The 14,359-nt window shown below is 61.8% G+C and carries 12 protein-coding genes; 9 read left to right on the top strand and 3 right to left on the bottom strand.

What is annotated here, in order from left to right:
• The first annotated feature begins 65 nt into the window (after nt 1–65).
• The 5 genes from QYQ99_RS21890 to QYQ99_RS21910 all read left to right on the top strand — a co-directional run bounded on the left by QYQ99_RS21890 (nt 66) and on the right by QYQ99_RS21910 (nt 6,762).
• Nucleotides 66–1,778 carry a PepSY-associated TM helix domain-containing protein gene (locus tag QYQ99_RS21890; RefSeq protein ID WP_302093243.1) on the top strand — a complete coding sequence of 571 codons (1,713 nt, stop codon included), beginning with the start codon at nt 66–68 and terminating at the stop codon, nt 1,776–1,778.
• Nucleotides 1,775–2,116, top strand: coding sequence for a DUF3325 domain-containing protein (locus QYQ99_RS21895; RefSeq protein WP_302089994.1), 342 nt, complete (start codon nt 1,775–1,777; stop codon nt 2,114–2,116). Before QYQ99_RS21890 ends, QYQ99_RS21895 begins: the two co-directional genes overlap by 4 nt.
• Before the next feature lie 109 nt (nt 2,117–2,225).
• A complete protein-coding gene (locus QYQ99_RS21900; RefSeq protein ID WP_302089995.1) occupies nt 2,226–3,407 on the top strand; it encodes an efflux RND transporter periplasmic adaptor subunit in 1,182 nt (393 codons plus the stop codon).
• Between the two features lie 5 nt (nt 3,408–3,412).
• A complete protein-coding gene (locus QYQ99_RS21905) occupies nt 3,413–5,371 on the top strand; it encodes an ABC transporter permease (protein WP_302093244.1) in 1,959 nt (652 codons plus the stop codon).
• A gap of 2 nt (nt 5,372–5,373) precedes the next feature.
• Nucleotides 5,374–6,762 (top strand): efflux transporter outer membrane subunit, encoded by a 1,389-nt coding sequence (locus QYQ99_RS21910; RefSeq protein WP_302089996.1) that lies wholly within the window; start codon nt 5,374–5,376, stop codon nt 6,760–6,762.
• A 271-nt stretch (nt 6,763–7,033) separates the two neighbouring features.
• Here the strand turns inward: QYQ99_RS21910 and QYQ99_RS21915 are convergent, their stop codons facing one another.
• The 3 genes from QYQ99_RS21915 to QYQ99_RS21925 form a co-directional block, all read right to left on the bottom strand.
• Nucleotides 7,034–8,197 (bottom strand): GGDEF domain-containing protein, encoded by a 1,164-nt coding sequence (locus tag QYQ99_RS21915; protein ID WP_302089997.1) that lies wholly within the window; start codon nt 8,195–8,197, stop codon nt 7,034–7,036.
• A 335-nt stretch (nt 8,198–8,532) separates the two neighbouring features.
• Nucleotides 8,533–9,753, bottom strand: a complete 1,221-nt coding sequence (locus QYQ99_RS21920; protein WP_302089465.1) for an ISL3 family transposase — start codon at nt 9,751–9,753, stop codon at nt 8,533–8,535.
• 136 nt (nt 9,754–9,889) lie between these two features.
• The gene (locus tag QYQ99_RS21925) at nt 9,890–10,165 is read right to left on the bottom strand and encodes an oxidative damage protection protein (protein ID WP_003053502.1); all 276 of its coding nucleotides are present in this window, start codon (nt 10,163–10,165) and stop codon (nt 9,890–9,892) included.
• A 143-nt stretch (nt 10,166–10,308) separates the two neighbouring features.
• Between QYQ99_RS21925 and QYQ99_RS21930 the strand changes: the two genes are divergently transcribed.
• From QYQ99_RS21930 to QYQ99_RS21945, 4 genes are all read left to right on the top strand, one after another.
• Nucleotides 10,309–11,340 (top strand): sulfate ABC transporter substrate-binding protein, encoded by a 1,032-nt coding sequence (locus QYQ99_RS21930; RefSeq protein ID WP_302089998.1) that lies wholly within the window; start codon nt 10,309–10,311, stop codon nt 11,338–11,340.
• A 68-nt stretch (nt 11,341–11,408) separates the two neighbouring features.
• Nucleotides 11,409–12,005, top strand: a complete 597-nt coding sequence (ssuE, locus tag QYQ99_RS21935) for an NADPH-dependent FMN reductase (RefSeq protein WP_302089999.1) — start codon at nt 11,409–11,411, stop codon at nt 12,003–12,005.
• Between the two features lie 212 nt (nt 12,006–12,217).
• Nucleotides 12,218–13,240, top strand: a complete 1,023-nt coding sequence (locus QYQ99_RS21940) for a sulfonate ABC transporter substrate-binding protein (protein ID WP_302090000.1) — start codon at nt 12,218–12,220, stop codon at nt 13,238–13,240.
• Nucleotides 13,241–13,260: 20 nt separating this feature from the next.
• Nucleotides 13,261–14,343 carry a sulfonate ABC transporter substrate-binding protein gene (locus QYQ99_RS21945; RefSeq protein ID WP_302090001.1) on the top strand — a complete coding sequence of 361 codons (1,083 nt, stop codon included), beginning with the start codon at nt 13,261–13,263 and terminating at the stop codon, nt 14,341–14,343.
• Nucleotides 14,344–14,359: the final 16 nt, after the last annotated feature.

A 14,359-nucleotide genomic window follows, 5' to 3' on the forward strand; every position in this document is an offset into this window, starting at 1 on the left:
CTGAGCATTCTGATACTTCTAATGCTCGCGGCAACCATTGCTTTGCTGTACTTGAGGGGGCTGTGATGGCGCAGTCAAAGAATGAGTTTGGTGCCGGAAAAGGAAGTTTCCGTCAAGCCCAGGCTTGGTTGCATACCTGGTGTGGCTTATGGTTTTCCTGGCTGCTGTATGCCGTTTTCCTGACTGGGACTCTGGCCGTATTCGAGGAGCCGATCACCCATTGGATGACCCCGGAGCATCATGCACATGAGCAAGCCCAGGCGCGGTCTGTCGGCACTGCGCAAGAAGCCGAGTCTTCTCTGAGTCGGCGTCTGCAGTGGGGCCTGGCGTATATGAAGCGGCAGCACCCAGGTGCGGATATGTGGGAGCTTTGGCCTGCAGATGCCCAAGGAGGAGGCGATTTACGCGTCTACTGGTTTGATGCCAACGGGCAGTACGCTGCGGCGCGGCTCGATCCCGAGTCTGGCAATGCCGTGGACGCTGCTGATGCACCCAAGGTGCGCGAGACCTTGGGTGGTCATCATTTTGTGGATTTCCATTACCAGCTTCATGCGGGCCAGGTGGGCCTCTGGATTGTCGGAATCGCCGCGCTTGCCATGCTGGTGGCCCTGGTCAGCGGGGTGATCACCCACAGACGAATCTTCAAGGACTTCTTCACCTTTCGTTCCCACAAGGGGCAGAGAAGCTGGCTGGACATGCACAACGCCGTGGCGGTGCTGACGCTGCCTTTCCAGTTCATGATCGCCTACACAGGCATTGCCATCTCTTGCTCGACCTTCATGCCTGCAGGCATTGCAGCCTACTTCGGCAGCAGTGCCGAAGCCGTCAAGTCTTTTCAGGTGGCGCTGAATGAACCTGGCAAGCCACAGCGTTCGGGTCAGTCCATGCCCGTGCCGGATCTGGAGTCCTTCGTGCTGCGCGGTCAGGCCTCGATCGGGCAACCGGTGCGCGCGGTGGTGATTGACTACCCCGGAGATGCTGCGGCACGTGTTGGCGTTTATGGGTGGAATGCCGCCGATGATCTGAACCAGCGTCTCAGTTCTACCAGTGGCATGGCCATGTTCTCGGCTGCCACTGGAGAGCTGCAGCAGTTGCGTCTGCCTGGAGGTGTGGATGGCGGTGTGGCATCACTTACGCAATCGGTGATCGGCGGGCTGCATATGGCAACTTATGGCGGGCTGCCGCTTAAGTGGCTGTACTTCATTTGCGGGCTAGCAGGAAGCGCCATGATGGCCACGGGGGCTATTCTCTTCATGGTCAAACGGCGGGGCAAGCATCAGGGAGAGTTTGGCTCCAGCACCTCCACGGTCTACCGGATGATTGAAGCCGTGAATGTGGCGGCCATCGTGGGACTGGGCATCGCCTGTGTGGGCTTCCTGTGGGCCAATCGTTTGCTCCCCATCGAGCTTTCACAACGCTCCAGATGGGAGCTGGCGGCATTTTTCGCACTCTGGATTCTGGCTCTTCTGCATGCGCTATTGAGATCGCCGCCAATGGCATGGCGTGATCAGATGACGGCGCTGGCTGTTCTGTGTCTTTTGCTGCCTGTGCTGAACTTCCTGAGCACTGGAGATCACCTTGCTGCATACCTTCTGGAGGGGGATTGGGAAAGCGCGGGAGTCGAGCTTTTTTCCATTGCTGTCGGGGTGGCGGCTGTCGCAGCCTTGTTCTGGATGCGAAGGCCAAAGCCTGTGCGAAAACAGATGCCTCGTGAAGTGTCGAAAGACTTGTCTGCGGTGGTGGACGCAAACGCCGTCAAGCAAGGGAGCCTCTCATGACGCTGTGGCAATCATCTTTGCAGGCTCTTGCTCTTTCAATGGGTGGAATGACGGCTTTGGCCCTTGCCATGGACCGTCATTACGCGCAACTGAAGCCTCGGGACGAGGTGCCTGCTGCACATCGCATGGCGCTACGTGTGCTGGGCGGTCTACTTTTATTGGCAGTCTGGCTACCGGCCATTCGCAGTTGGAGCGCAACGGTTAGTACTGCGCTGGTGCCGGGTTTTTGGAGTCTGGGAGCGCTCGCGACAGTCGCAGGGCTGTCCTGGTCGGCTCGGCGTTTTGCGGTAGCTGCTGCCGTGATGGCGCTGCTGGGCGCAGTCAGTTGCCTCTGGTGACGGCCGCCTCGACGCCTGTGTGGCTTTGGATCTTCAATCGCTCCAACCCATGCCCTGAGCATGCGTTTGAGCAGCGGCTGCGAATTGTTTTCTGGAAAGTGCGACGTTCATGACGGTGGGGAAAGTCAAACGCTGGAGTGGCCTCGGCCTGCTTCTGGTCTGTGCTGCAGGTACTGCTCTGTGGTGGGCCAGTCGACCAAGGATAGAGTATCAGAGTGTTGCGGTGCAGCGCGGCGATGTGGAGTCCACGGTCACCGCCATCGGCACCCTGCAACCCAGAACCTATGTGGATGTAGGGGCACAGGTTTCGGGGCAGATCACCCGTTTGCTGGTCAGTGCCGGGGCCAGGGTCGAGAAGGGCGCATTGCTGGTGGAGATTGACCCCAGCGTGCAGCGTGCCACCGTGGATGCGGGAAGAGCATCGCTGGCGAGCCTGCGTGCCCAGATCGCCGAGCAGCAGGCGCAGCTGAAGCTCGCCAGTCAGCAGTTGAAGCGACAGCAGCAGCTGGCCGCCGAGGAAGCCACTAGGCAGGAAGACGTGCAGATTGCCGAGGCCCAGGTTGCCGGTGCAGCGGCGCGTATCGACCATCTCAAGGCACAGATGCAGCAAACGCAGGCCAGCCTCAAGGCGGATGAAGCCCGGCTGGGCTACACCCGCATCTATGCCCCCATGTCCGGCACGGTGGTGTCTGTCGATGCCCGTGAAGGCCAGACCCTGAATGCGACCTATCAGACGCCCAATATCTTGCGCATTGCCGATCTGACGGCCATGACGGTCTGGACCGATGTGTCGGAAGCCGACGTGCGGCGCGTGAGAGCGGACATGCCCGTGTATTTCACGACTCTGGGCAGTGCCGGTCAGGAACAGGCGCGCCGCTGGAACGGCAGGGTGAGGCAGGTACTGCCTGCGCCGCCGGCCAGTGTTGCCCCCGTGGCAGGCAATGCTGCGACACCTGCTGCGGCCACCAAGGCCGTGACCTATACGGCGTTGTTTGACGTGGACAACAAGGATGCGGAACTGTTGCCGCAGATGACGGCCCAGGTGGTCTTTGTGACCGGCAGCGCGCCGCAGGCCCTGACGCTTCCATTGACAGCGCTCCAGTCTGAGAAGGAGCCGCAATCGCAGAGCGTCCGGGTGCTGACGGCCGAACGCCAGCCTGAGCTGCGAAGTGTGAAGCTGGGCGTCAGAAGCCGCCACCAGGTGCAGGTGCTCGACGGTGTGGCCGAAGGCGAGCGTGTCATCGTCGGCGAAACCTTGATTCCAGGCGGCCTGCGGTGGCTGCAATGGTGAGTGCGATGGAGCAGGCGGCGCTGATTTCGCTGCGTGGCATTCGCAAGCACTATGGCGGTGTGGGCGAGCAGCCGTCGGTGACCGTATTGCGTGGCATCGATCTGGACATTCGCGCGGGCGAGTATGTTGCCGTCGTCGGCAGCTCTGGCTCGGGCAAGTCCACCTTGATGAATATCCTGGGCTGCCTTGATAAGCCAAGCGAGGGTTGCTATCGGTTTCAAGGTCAGGACGTGTCCTTGCTGGACTCGGATGCCCTGGCCTGGCTGCGTCGTGAAGCCTTCGGTTTCGTGTTTCAGGGCTACCACCTGATTCCCAGTGAAAGCGCTTCGGAGAATGTGCAGATGCCTGCCATCTACGCAGGTTTGCCCAAGGCGCAGCGGATGCACAGGGCCCAGCTTCTGCTTGAGCGCCTGGGGCTGGGATCGCGCCTGGGCAATCGCCCCAATCAGCTATCGGGTGGTCAGCAGCAGCGAGTGTCCATTGCTCGGGCCTTGATGAATGGCGGTCACATCATCCTGGCCGATGAGCCTACCGGGGCTCTTGATTCGCATAGCGGAGCCGAGGTGATGGCCTTGCTGCGCGAACTGGCCGATGCGGGACACACCATCATCGTGATCACACATGATCGCGAAGTTGCCGCCCAGGCAAGACGTGTCATCGAAATCAGCGATGGACGCGTCGTCAATGACAGTGCTCCTCATGGCAGTCAGGCTCACGGCGAGCTACCGCCATTGACCGCGCAGCGCAACACAGCAACATCGGGAATCTCCTGGGTGGCTGAAATTTCCGAAGCTGCACGCAGTGCCTGGCGCGGCATGCGCATGAACCGCGTGCGTACCAGCCTGACCTTGCTGGGCATCGTGATCGGTGTGGCCTCGGTGATCGTCATGCTGGCCATCGGCGAAGGTGCCCGGCGCAAGGTGGTCGAGCAGATGGGCACCATGGGAACGGCCATTCTCTATATGGGCAGCAAGCCGCCGGCCAGCGGTGGACCTGCGGGCCAGATCACCGAAGACGATCTGGCTGCCATGCGGGAGTTGCCAGCGATACGCAGAGTGATGCCTGTCATCGGAGACCCCGTCACCGTGCGCTATGGCAAGGCCGACAAGCAGCTCTATGTGTTTGCGGCCAGCCAGGAGATGCCGCTGGTCCACCACTGGAGTGTGGCTCAAGGCCGTTACTTCACCGATGTGGAAGATCGCGATCTGGCTCCGCTGGTGGTGATAGGGCACAAGGCGCACCGGCATTTTTTCCCGGAGGTGGCCAATCCCCTGGGTCGGCAGCTGATCATCGGAAACTCGGCGTTCGAGGTCATTGGCGTCATGAGCGAGCGAGGGGCGGACTCTGGCGCGCAGGACTATGACGACATGGTGTTCATTCCCTATCAGTCGGGACGCGCCAGGGTCTATCAGGCGCAGACACAGCCCGATTACGTGGTCGTGGAAGCCAGCTCTTCCGAGCGGGTCCATGAAGCCGAGCAATCCATCCGCAGCCTCCTGCTGGCGCGGCACGGGGGAAGGGAAGACTTCGGCATCGGCAATGCTGCAGCCCGTATTCAGGCCGAGGCAGCAACGCGCCAGAGCATGGCCGTGATGCTGGGGCTGATTGCAGCCGTTTCGCTGGTGGTCGGAGGTATCGGGGTCATGAACGTGATGCTGATGACGGTGCGCGAGCGGACCAGAGAGATCGGCATTCGCATGGCGGTGGGTGCCAGACAGCGTGACATCCTGCGTCAGTTCCTGACGGAAGCCAGCATGGTGACCGTGGTGGGCGGGGGCGTGGGCCTGCTTGCAGGCTTGGGCATTGGCCTGGTGCTGATTGCCTCGGGCGTGCCCGTGGTTTTTTCGGTGAAAGCCATGCTGGGGGCATTTGCCTGTGCGGTGCTCACCGGTCTGGTCTTCGGCTTCATGCCGGCCAGAACGGCGGCACGGCTGGAGCCCGTGCGAGCATTGGCGGGAGAGTAGGCATGTACAAATGGAACGCAGCCCTGGCGGCTCTTGCTCTGGCGGGATGCGCGGCACAGGAATCCAGTGACGAGGCTCGAAAAATGTCTCTCGATATTCCTCATGCCTGGGCGCAACAGCAGGGATCGGAGCGCGAGGAGGTCAACTCCCGCTGGTGGCATGGTTTTGGCAGCCCTGAACTCAGCGCACTGGTCGAGCGGGCCGGAACTCAAAGTCTGGATGTGGCAGCAGCCGTGGCGAGAGTGCAGCAGGCGGATGCCCGCGCAGCTTATGCCCGCGCAGCTCTGGTGCCGGAGGTGAATGCAGATTTCGGGGCCTCAAGATCAGCCGCTCTGGACAGTCATACGCAAAGAAATGCCAGTGCCTGGCGGATAGGCCTGTCGAGCAGCTACGAGCTGGACTTCTGGGGACGCCAGCGGGCGTTGAGGGACGCCGCCGAGTCCGGCAGACAGGCCAGCGTGTTTGACCGCGAGACCGTGCGCCTGACGGTCACGGCTTCGGTCGCTCAGACTTGGCTTCAGTGTGTGGGCTTGCGTGAGCGCGTTGCGATTGCCCAGCTCAATCTCGAGGTTTCCGAGCGGCTGTTGAAGCTGGTGGAGTCCCGAGCCCGTTATGGGGCCGCAACCTCCGTGGAACTGGCTCAGCAGCGCGGTCAGGTTGCCGCACAGCAGCGTGTCGTAGCTCTGCTGCGCAAGCAGCTAGCGGATGCACATGCGGTGCTGGCTCTGCTGTCGGGTCAATGGGCTATGGATCTGGTGAGCGAGGCCAGTCTGTCGAATCTGGCGATTCCGGGCATTCGCGAGGGTACGCCAGCGGACCTGATGACACACAGGCCGGACGTGGCGAAAGCCGAGGCTCAACTGCTTGCAGCGAATGCCAATCTTGCCGTAGCCAGAGCAGCCATGCTGCCGCGCGTAACGTTGACCGCAAGCTTGGGCTCTGAGAGCGAAAAGATCCGCAATCTGCTGGAGAGTCCGTTGTCTTCTCTGGCAGCAGGGATTCTGGCTCCGATTTTCGATGCCGGACGGCTTGCTTCCAATCGTGACCTGGCTGTAGCGCAAAAGGAGGAGCTGTTGATTGGCTACCGCAAAGCCATTTTGCAGGCCTTCAATGATGTTCAAGTTGCATTAAATGCGGTTGACGGTGCCGAGAAACAGGCGCAGGTTCAGGCGCAGGAAGTGATTCAGGCACAGAAGGCGCTTGCGCTGGCGGAAAGCCGATACAAGGCTGGTGCGGACAACTTGCAGACCTTGCTGGACGTGCAGCGTGTGGCCTATCAGAGCCGGGACCTCGCTGTTCAGTTGCGGCAGGAGCGCCTTCAGGCGAGTATTGCGCTTTACAGGGCCCTAGGAGGTGGCTGGAGACGAACCCCAGAGGGGCCTGAGGGTTGAGGTTTGTAAGCGTGATGCCACGGTTGAGGGCAGCAGGACTGCGTCCAACCGTCGCCAGAATTGGCGTGCTGAGCTCTTCTGCGCATGCGCTCAGCAGAGACGAGATCTATCGTCAGCTATACCTTCGGGGAACCCCGGTCAGTGTGGGAGCCGTCATGCAGGTGGGCATCCGCTTAGGGCGCATCACGGTAACGACCATGAGGCCAGGGCACCGCCGAAGGTGAAGTGCATCCGGGCCCTCGCACTGGCTCCTGTCGAGGCTAGAGGATCCTCATTGCGGCCGCCCTGGCGGAGGCGGGGCGAGTTCCATCCGGTCCCGTCCCTTGCGCTTTGATGCGTATAGGGCTTCGTCGGCCCGCTTGAGCCAATGTGACAGCTCGGCCTCGGACTGCTCGAACAAGGCCGCACCGATGCTCAGGGACACCGGCTCCGGCGTTGCGAACATAGCGCGCGCTTGCTGCGCGAACGACTCGCGCAGGTTCTGTCCCAGCGCCTGCGCGACGGTGCCGGAGACACTGCGCAGCAGAATCACGAACTCGTCCCCACCCAGTCGCGCTGCCAGCGCGCCTTGGGGGAGCGAGCCGCGGATGAGGTCGCTCAGTGCCACCAGCAGGCGGTCGCCTGCATCGTGACCGTGCAGGTCGTTGACCTGCTTGAAGTGGTCAATGTCGATCAGCAGCAGGGCACCGGGGCTGGCCGGCGAGGCCTGCCGCAGCAGCTCAGGTGCGCGCAGATAGAGCGCTCGGCGGTTGTCCAGGGCGGTCAGTGGGTCGCGGGCGGCGATCTGCGCGATACGCTCTTCACGGCGATGGCGCTCGGTGCCGGTCATGGACATCGCGAGCAGCATGATCGCCATCACGCCTTCCACCAGCGAGACCAGGATCACCGTGCCGTGGAAATTGGTCAGGTTGATGAAGGTGTCTAGCGCCACGGTCGAGACGGCCTTGGCCAGGTAGAACAGGCCGTGTGCCAGCAGAACGAAGCGCAGTTGCGCCGCGCCCACGCCCAGCGTACCGCCCTGCGGGCGCAGCAGCAGGCCGGCGCGCAGGCTGATGACGGCGATCAGCAGCGACTGGATGCCCAGCATTGCCCTGGACCACCACGGCCCGCTAGGTAGAAACAGCATCGCCAGCCAGACGACGGCCACCAGCCACCAGGTGCGCGGCAGCCGGGTGTGCGTGAACGCGGCAACGCCGGCCAGGAACAGCCAGTGCGCGGAGATCAGCAAGCCGTTGGGAAACCAGATGCCCAACAGCACATGGCCGCTGGAGCGCAGCAGGGCCAGCACACAGCCCACGGCGATGATGGCAAACCCCCCGCTCCAGAGCAGCAGCGAGCGTTCGTGCACGCTCCCCCATTCCGCAGCCAGATACAGCGCCGAGGCGGCGGCCATGGCCGCGGTGAGAACGAGCAGGGTGAAGGGATCGAGAACCATGGACGATGGATGTGTCAGCGCGGGTGGGCTCCGCGCGAGAGCCGTCCGGCCAGGGGCAAAGCGCGGGAGCCGATCAGTTGCTCGGGGGTGACGGTCGGGGCCGTGGCATTGAAATGGAACGGGCCGCACGCGAGGCGAATTGTCGCAGGATGCGGATTTTCAAGTATCTCTGGTTGGCTGGGTCGTCGAAAGGAAGTAGCGGATGGAGCCGGGCATGAGGAGAGGACGGCCTGCCGTTGCCGCCGCGATCGGCGGGCTGTCTTCGTTGACCCGCCGCATGCGGACCAGCCGTGCAACCTCGTCGTTACTGCTGCGAATTCACACATAAAAAAGGTTCATCGCGCATTACCGGGGAATGCTGCCCGAATCTTCAGAAAGAAGTAGTCCTGATCGCGGTAGCCATAGGCCCGGCGCTTGATGACCTTGATGGTGTTGTTGATGCCCTCCACAACACTTGTGTTCAACGGATGCCTGCATCGGGCGATGATCCCGTGCAGGTAGCTTTGCAAGCGCTGAGCGAAGGTGCTCAGTGCGGCAATGCCGCTTTGATGGGCTTGATCACACCAGTGCCGCCAGGCGCGATGCGCCCAAGTCGCACGACGGTAGAACCACAACTGTTTGAGCTCGTCGCGCAAGACGTATACCGTCATCAATGGTTGATTGGCCGCCAGCAGTTCCTTGAGTTGCACTGCTTGTTGAGGCTGCAGCTTGTTGCGATTGCGCAGCAGCAACCAGCGGCTGGATTTGAGCACCTTACGTGCTGAGGGCTGTTGGCGCAGCAAGTTGGCCTGATCGACACGCACTCGGTCGATGACCTCCCGGCCGTACTTGGCCACGACATGGAACAGGTCATAGACGATCTCGGCGTTAGGGCAGTGGGCCTTAATCTCCAGCTCGTAAGCCGTAGTCATGTCGATAGCAACTGCGCGAATGCGCTGGGCAACGCCAGCGGGCAACTGCTCGAAGAACTGGCGGGCCGTCTCGCGTGAGCGCCCTTGCCCCACCCACAGCACCTGCCGGCTGATGGGGTCGACGACGACTGTGGCGTAGCGATGGCCCTTGTGCAGCGCAAACTCGTCCATCGCCAGGTACTCGATCTGATCCCATTGCGGCTGCGCAGTGTTGGCCAGCAGCAAGGCTTTGTCGATGGACTTGACGGTGTGCCAGCCCAGATCGAAGAAGGCCGCTACCGCCTTGATGCTGCTGCTGCGAAGCAACTGGCTGCACGCCTGCGCCAGACGGTCTGTGACGCGCTGGTAGCGACCGAGCCAGCTGAGTTTCTCCAGGTGCGGGCCACCACAGCTATCGCACCACAGACGCCGACGCGGCACATGTAGCACCACTCTGTACTCGAACAATGCCAGATCGCGCACGCGCCGTGTCGTGGTCTCATGGACTTGGCTGCACTGCGCACCGCAGCGCTCGCAATGCATGACGCTGGCCTGCGGCTTCAGATAAATCGACACGGTGCGGCTATCGCCCTGGGGCCACTGCACACGTTCAACCACGTAGCCCTCCCAGCCGCCAAGAGCCTGCAATAACTTCGAGTCCAGCATTTGATTTGTTCTCCGATGTCAGTGTCGTTGCCATCAGATTACAAAACGAACGGGCTTATCTCCACGAAATTCCTCGATGAACCATAAAAAAGCCCCGGGGCAGGGCCACGGGGCTTGGTGTGCGAGTCAGAAGAACTTACTCGGCGCTGGGAGGCACATAGCCGGCTGCGGCATCGGCACCACCACCAAAGAAATGGTTTTCCATCTGGCGGGCCAGGTACTGGCGGGCGCGGGCATCGGCCAGGTTCAGACGGTTTTCATTGATCAGCATGGTCTGGTGCTTGAGCCAGTCGGCCCAGGCCTGCTTGCTCACGCTTTCATAGATACGCTTGCCCAGTTCGCCCGGGGCAGGAGGGAAATCCAGGCCTTCAGCGTCTTGACCAAGCTTGATGCAGTGAACGGTACGTGCCATGTGTAGGGTCCTCTTGGTTGATTTCAGATGTTTGAGTAATAACAAACTGAAATCTTAGTAGTTTGAGTTTTAAGAATGCGGCTCAAGAATGCACAGCAACGGGGCAGAAGCCCGTTAACCATTCACTCCAAGAACACAGTCCAATGAAAAATCGTCGCAACTTTATCAAGTTTCCTCTGGCTGCCGGTCTGATTGCTGGCTTGACCCTCTCGGCTCTGCCCACATTGCCCGCTTTTGCGCAAACCGGCGTGCAACTGCTCAACGTATCCTACGACCCGACACGCGAGCTGTATGTGAACTACAACCAGGCGTTCGCCAAGCACTGGAAGGCCACGCAGAATCAGGATGTGACCATCAAGCAGTCGCATGGCGGCTCGGGCAAGCAGGCGCGCTCCATCATCGACGGTATTGAGGCCGACGTGGCCACGCTGGCCCTTGCAGGCGATATCGACGCCCTGGTCAAGAACGGCAATGTCAAGGCCGACTGGCAAAAGCGCCTGCCGCACAACAGCGCGCCCTACAGCTCCACCATCGTGTTCCTGGTCAAGAAGGGCAATCCCAAGGGCATCAAGGATTGGGACGACCTGGTCAAGCCCGGCATTCAGGTGATCACTCCCAACCCCAAGACCTCGGGCGGTGCACGCTGGAACTATCTGGCGGCCTGGGAATTTGCCAAGCGCAAGTACGGCGGCGATGCACAAGCCAAGGATTTCATCACCAAGCTTTACAAGAACGTGCCCGTGCTGGACACCGGCGCGCGCGGCTCCACCGTGACCTTTGTGCAGCGCGGCCTGGGCGATGTGCTGCTGGCCTGGGAGAACGAGGCCTATCTGGCGCTCAAGGAGTTCGGCCCCGAGAAGTTCCAGATCGTCGCGCCTTCGCTGTCGATCCTGGCCGAGCCTTCGGTGGCCGTGGTCGACAAGGTGGTCGATAAAAAGGGTACGCGTGCCGTGGCCGAGGCCTATCTGAAGTATCTGTACTCCGAGGAGGCCCAGCGCATTGCCGGCAAGAACTTCTACCGCCCGACCGATGCCAAGGTGGCGGCCGAGTTTGCCGGCCAGTTCCCCAAGCTGGAGCTGTTCACTATCGACAAGGCTTTTGGCGGCTGGGCAGCGGCAGACAAGGCTCACTTTGCCGACGGCGGCAGCTTCGATCAGATCTACACCAAGAAATAAGCGAAACGCAGGATGGGAGCGCGATGAGTGCTCCTGACTTTGCAATAACAAAAAGATAAAGCCAAGCCATGTCGATTTTGCTGATTGCCGGTAGTCCCTCGCAGCCTTCGCGCTCCAGTGCCTTGCTCAATGCCGTGGCCGCTCGCCTGCAGGTGCAGGGGCTGAGCACCGAGCCCGTGCTGCAGCTCAACCAGCTGGAGCCCGCAGCCCTGTTGCATGCCCGCTTCGATCACCCCGAGATTCGTGCCGTGACCGATAGAGTGGCCCGTGCCGACGCGGTGGTGGTGGCCACGCCGGTCTACAAGGCGGCCTATAGCGGCCTGCTCAAGGTGTTTCTCGATGTGCTGCCGCAGACGGCGCTCAAGGGCAAGCTGGTTCTGCCATTGGCCACTGGCGGCAGCCCTCACCATATGCTGGCGCTGGACTACGCGCTGCGCCCCGTGCTGCAGTCGCTTGGCGCGCGCCACATACTGCCGGGCATCTATGCCACCGACCAAGGTGTGCCTCTGCTGCCTGAAGGCGGCTATGGCCTGGCCCCCGAGATCGCCGAGCGCGTCGAGGATGCAGCCCAGTTGCTGGCCACCGATCTGCGCCGCAGTGCCCAATGGGCCGCAGCCAATGACTTTGAAAGCATTGCGTTTGCCGACGTGCGATGTAGCGTTTAAGTAGGTCCCCCTGAGCGGCTTTGCCGCTTCCCCCAGGGGACGACGACCTTTGCTGCGGGGCGGCCCTTGCTGGCCGTCCTTTCTCGCAGCGTTGACGCATTTACCATTTTTTTGATAGCAGTCCTCGCACTGCGAAGGCCGAGCTGCGCCTGAAATCAGGCCGAAGGTGCGCCTGAAGTGTGTGGACTGCAAGCTCCAAGGATTGATTTCTCATGACTGATCGCAACAACACTTCTGGCGTCATTTCGTCGCAATTGCTGAACACCACACGCCGTCAGTGGCTGGCAGGTACGGCCGCCTCGGCGCTGGCCCTGGCCTCGGGTGGACTGCATGCGCAGCAGGGCAGTGGCACGGCAGGCGGGCAGCGAGTGCTGCGTGTGGGCCATCAAAAAGGCTGGCTGTCGATTCTCAAGAATCGCGGCACGCTGGAAAAGCGCCTGACCCCGCTGGGCGTGGCCGTGCGCTGGGTCGAGTTCAACGCCGGTCCCGTGCAGCTGGAAGCGCTCAATGTAGGCTCCATCGACTTTGGCGATGTGGGCGAGGCTCCACCCATCTTTGCCCAGGCCGCCGGTGCGCCCCTGGTCTATGCGGGTGCCACCGTGGCACGCCCAGGTCTGGAAGCGGTGATCGTTCCCAAGGGCTCGGCGATCCGCAGTGTGGCCGACCTCAAGGGCAAGCGCATTGCCTACAACAAGGGCTCCAACGTCCATTATTTCCTGGTCAAGCTGCTGGAAAAGCATGGCCTGAAGTACGGCGATGTGCAGTCGGTCTTTCTGGCTCCTGCCGATGCGCGTGCCGCCTTCGAGAAAGGCTCGGTCGATGTCTGGGTGATCTGGGACCCGTTCCTGGCCTCGGCCCAGAAGGCTCTGGATGCACGCCTGCTGGCCGATGCCAGGGGCGTGGTCAACAACCGCGCCTACTACTTCACCTCGCGTGACTATGCGAGCCGCAATGCCGATGTGCTGCGCATCGCGATCGAGGAAATCGCTGCCATCGATGCTTGGGCCAGCAAGAACAAGAGCGCAGCAGCGGCAGAGCTGTCGCAGATCCTGGGCCTGGACACCGCCGTGACCGAGCTGTACCTGAGCCGCGCCGAGTTCGGCACCAAGGCCGTGAATGCCGAAATCCTGGGTGAGCAGCAAAAGATTGCCGACACTTTCTTCGATCTCAAGTTGATTCCCAAGAAGCTCAATTTGCTGCATGCCGCGCCCGTGGACTTGCTGGCCAGCCGCTGATTCATGAAAAGGTCATTGCCATGAGTTCAGCATCCTCTTCACCCCGTTTCCATCGCGGCCGTCGCCAGGCTCTGCAACTGCTGGGCACCACGGCTTTCAGCTGGAGCCTGGCCGCCTATTACGCCAACGATGCACTGGCCCAGTCTGTGCCGGCTATTGCAGCTCCGGCCCAGTTGCGCATCGGCTATCAGAAGTCAGCCGTCAATCTGGTCGTGCTCAAGCAGCATGGCGTTCTGGAAAAGCGCTTTCCAGGCACCAAGATCAGCTGGCTGGAGTTTCCAGCCGGGCCGCAGTTGCTGGAGGCGCTGTCGGCCGGCAGTCTGGACTTTGGCCTGACTGGCGATTCGCCACCCGTGTTTGCCCAGGCTGCGGGCAAGGATCTGCGCTATGTAGGGGCCGAGCCGCCCAAGCCTGAAAGCTCGGCCATTCTCGTGCTCGCCGATTCGCCGCTGAAAACCCTGGCCGACCTCAAGGGCAGGCGTGTGGCGCTGCAAAAAGGCTCAAGCGCCCATTACCTGCTGGTGCGTGCGCTGGACAAGGCCGGTATTGCCTGGGCCGAGATTCAGCCCGTGTATCTGGCCCCGGCCGATGCGCGTGCAGCGTTCGAGCGCGCAAGCGTCGATGCCTGGGCCATCTGGGACCCGTTCTATGCGGCCACCGAGCTGAGCATCCGAGCGCGCGTGCTGACCACCGGCGAAGGTCTGACGGGCAACAACTCGTTCTATCTGGCCTCGCGCGGCCTGGTCGAGCACCATCCCCAGCTCATCAAGGCCTTGTTCGACGAGCTCACGCGCGCCGATCAGCTGGTGCAGGCCTCGCGCAAGGAGGCAGTGCAACTGCTGGCTGCCTTCAGCGGTCTGGACGCGAATGTGGTCAGCCGCTTTATCGGCCGCCGGCCCAGCTCGCCGACCACGCTGCTCAATCCCGCCATCGTGCTCGAGCAGCAGCGCGTGGCCGATACCTTTTTTCGTCTGGGCGTGATTCCACGCCAGGTGAAGGTGGCCGACATCGTCTGGCAGCCCACAGCGGCGGAATACGCGGGCTATGGCCAGGCGGGCCCCGCCGCGTCATCCATCACGCCCGCCGTGGCATCCAGGTTCTAAGTCAGGCTCAAGGAGA

Origin of the sequence: Comamonas testosteroni (assembly GCF_030505195.1) — a bacterium.
GTDB classification, from domain to species: Bacteria; Pseudomonadota; Gammaproteobacteria; order Burkholderiales; family Burkholderiaceae_C; genus Comamonas; species Comamonas testosteroni_G.

What these genes read in the sequence shown, in the direction of transcription:
- QYQ99_RS21920 (WP_302089465.1), bottom strand. Translation starts at nt 9,753, where the DNA reads ATGCTGGACTCGAAGTTATTGCAGGCTCTTGGCGGCTGGGAGGGCTAC.
- QYQ99_RS21925 (WP_003053502.1), bottom strand. Translation starts at nt 10,165, where the DNA reads ATGGCACGTACCGTTCACTGCATCAAGCTTGGTCAAGACGCTGAAGGC.
- QYQ99_RS21895 (WP_302089994.1), top strand. Translation starts at nt 1,775, where the DNA reads ATGACGCTGTGGCAATCATCTTTGCAGGCTCTTGCTCTTTCAATGGGT.
- QYQ99_RS21890 (WP_302093243.1), top strand. Translation starts at nt 66, where the DNA reads ATGGCGCAGTCAAAGAATGAGTTTGGTGCCGGAAAAGGAAGTTTCCGT.
- QYQ99_RS21915 (WP_302089997.1), bottom strand. Translation starts at nt 8,197, where the DNA reads ATGGTTCTCGATCCCTTCACCCTGCTCGTTCTCACCGCGGCCATGGCC.
- QYQ99_RS21930 (WP_302089998.1), top strand. Translation starts at nt 10,309, where the DNA reads ATGAAAAATCGTCGCAACTTTATCAAGTTTCCTCTGGCTGCCGGTCTG.
- QYQ99_RS21900 (WP_302089995.1), top strand. Translation starts at nt 2,226, where the DNA reads ATGACGGTGGGGAAAGTCAAACGCTGGAGTGGCCTCGGCCTGCTTCTG.
- QYQ99_RS21940 (WP_302090000.1), top strand. Translation starts at nt 12,218, where the DNA reads ATGACTGATCGCAACAACACTTCTGGCGTCATTTCGTCGCAATTGCTG.
- ssuE (WP_302089999.1), top strand. Translation starts at nt 11,409, where the DNA reads ATGTCGATTTTGCTGATTGCCGGTAGTCCCTCGCAGCCTTCGCGCTCC.
- QYQ99_RS21905 (WP_302093244.1), top strand. Translation starts at nt 3,413, where the DNA reads ATGGAGCAGGCGGCGCTGATTTCGCTGCGTGGCATTCGCAAGCACTAT.
- QYQ99_RS21945 (WP_302090001.1), top strand. Translation starts at nt 13,261, where the DNA reads ATGAGTTCAGCATCCTCTTCACCCCGTTTCCATCGCGGCCGTCGCCAG.
- QYQ99_RS21910 (WP_302089996.1), top strand. Translation starts at nt 5,374, where the DNA reads ATGTACAAATGGAACGCAGCCCTGGCGGCTCTTGCTCTGGCGGGATGC.